Here is a 1,408-nt window from a genome sequence, read left to right on the forward strand (position 1 = left end):
GGGGTTAATTGAGCGGTTACCAATTACAGGGCACAGGCTTGGATGTTGAACCATTTCCGCAAACCTATATGCATTTTAGTCCAGTGGCGAAATCGGCTGAGGCGTTCGTTAATCGGAAGGTGATTCGTCACAACAGCGATCCGGTGCTGTCTTGAGCGATAGCTAATGTCATGATGGAAACGGACGCGATGCCAATATCAAGCCGAACAAAAAGAAATCAGCGAATAAAATTGATCCCGCAATCGCGTTCTTAATGAGCTTTGGCAAATGGCAGGTAGAGCATGAAGATTTTGCGTTTAGCCTCAATCTCAATGATGAACAGCGGGAGCGGTTAGATAGATTTGATGGAATTTATTTAACTTATTGATTTAATTGTTTTATCTTAGGGGTAATAGCGATTATGCTGCAAGATTAGAGATTATGTAAAATCAATTAAAACAGCCTTGACCCCCTTCCATGTATGAATGTTTTCTATCAGTTATATATTGCTCAACATCCACATTATAGGGCAATTGTTTAATATTAGTTGAGAATGTAACAAATGCCTGCTCCACCCTTCCATCTTTATGCTGATGAATTTCGGCTGTTTTTCTTCCATCCTCAGATATCCAGATAGTATTTGTAAGTGGAGCTATGACAGCGGCTGCATTAGGAATCCATAGTAAATATACTTTACCCTCAATAACCAAGTTACCTTTTGCTGTTATATGTTGTGGTAATGGTGATATGTCAGGGCATATGAATGGTTTGGCAATGCTTACTCTGTCAGCCAAAGTATTTGCACTAAATAACATAGCATTAACGATCAATAACTGAGTCAGTATACGCTTAAATAAACACATATTTACACGCTATTAATTATTTTTCGGATTTTGAATGATTAATCAAATCTTAGTAATTGTCAACGGAGTTGCCGCATTAATATAGGAGTTAGGTCATGGAAGAATCTACTTATTGGTCATGTATTGAATAGTTAGTTGATGTGATATGCTTTTAGCTTTTTTAGGTGAAGTATGGCTAAAGTTGATGTTTATTGTCGTTATTGTCTCAAATCAGAAAAAGTGAAAGGGCATGGAAAAGGTAATGGGGGACATCCTCGTTATCGCTGCTATGACTGTTGCAAAGTCTTTCAGTTGGAATATACCTACCAAGCCTGTAAACCGGGCGTTAAAGAGTAAATTGTCGATATGGCAATGAATAATGGCGGCATTCGTGATACCGCACGTGTACTGAAAGTTACCACCTCTACTGTACTGAAAACATTAAAAAAATTACCCCCCCGGAACGTGACTACGCTGCCCCTTGATGGAAATAACATTCAGCTTATCGGTGAAATCGATGGTGCGCTGGGAAAAGCTGCACTGTTTCTTGCGGGTGAAAGTCCCGTCGTAGAAGATTAGCCAGATCA

The 1,408-nt window shown here is 39.3% G+C and carries 1 protein-coding gene and 2 pseudogenes; 2 read left to right on the plus strand and 1 reads right to left on the minus strand.

All coding sequences use genetic code 11. The features are described 5' to 3' along the window. Positions 1 to 20 precede the first annotated feature (20 nt). Positions 21 to 367 (plus strand): annotated as a pseudogene (locus AAC147_RS05695) (terminase TerL endonuclease subunit); the annotation flags it as partial. 61 nt (positions 368 to 428) lie between these two features. Here the strand turns inward: AAC147_RS05695 and AAC147_RS05700 are convergent. Then, complete coding sequence (locus AAC147_RS05700; RefSeq protein WP_197056431.1) at positions 429 to 794, minus strand: hypothetical protein; 366 nt, start codon at positions 792 to 794, stop codon at positions 429 to 431. 219 nt (positions 795 to 1,013) lie between these two features. On the opposite strand from AAC147_RS05700, the pseudogene AAC147_RS05705 reads away from it, so the two are divergent. Continuing rightward, positions 1,014 to 1,340, plus strand: a pseudogene (locus AAC147_RS05705) (IS1-like element transposase); the annotation flags it as partial. Positions 1,341 to 1,408: the final 68 nt, after the last annotated feature.

The sequence above is a fragment of the Xenorhabdus sp. NBAII XenSa04 genome (genome assembly GCF_963866145.1).
GTDB lineage: Bacteria > Pseudomonadota > Gammaproteobacteria > Enterobacterales > Enterobacteriaceae > Xenorhabdus > Xenorhabdus indica.

Coding starts and splice junctions, on each gene's coding strand:
- AAC147_RS05700 (WP_197056431.1), bottom strand. CDS start 794: ATGTTATTTAGTGCAAATACTTTGGCTGACAGAGTAAGCATTGCCAAA.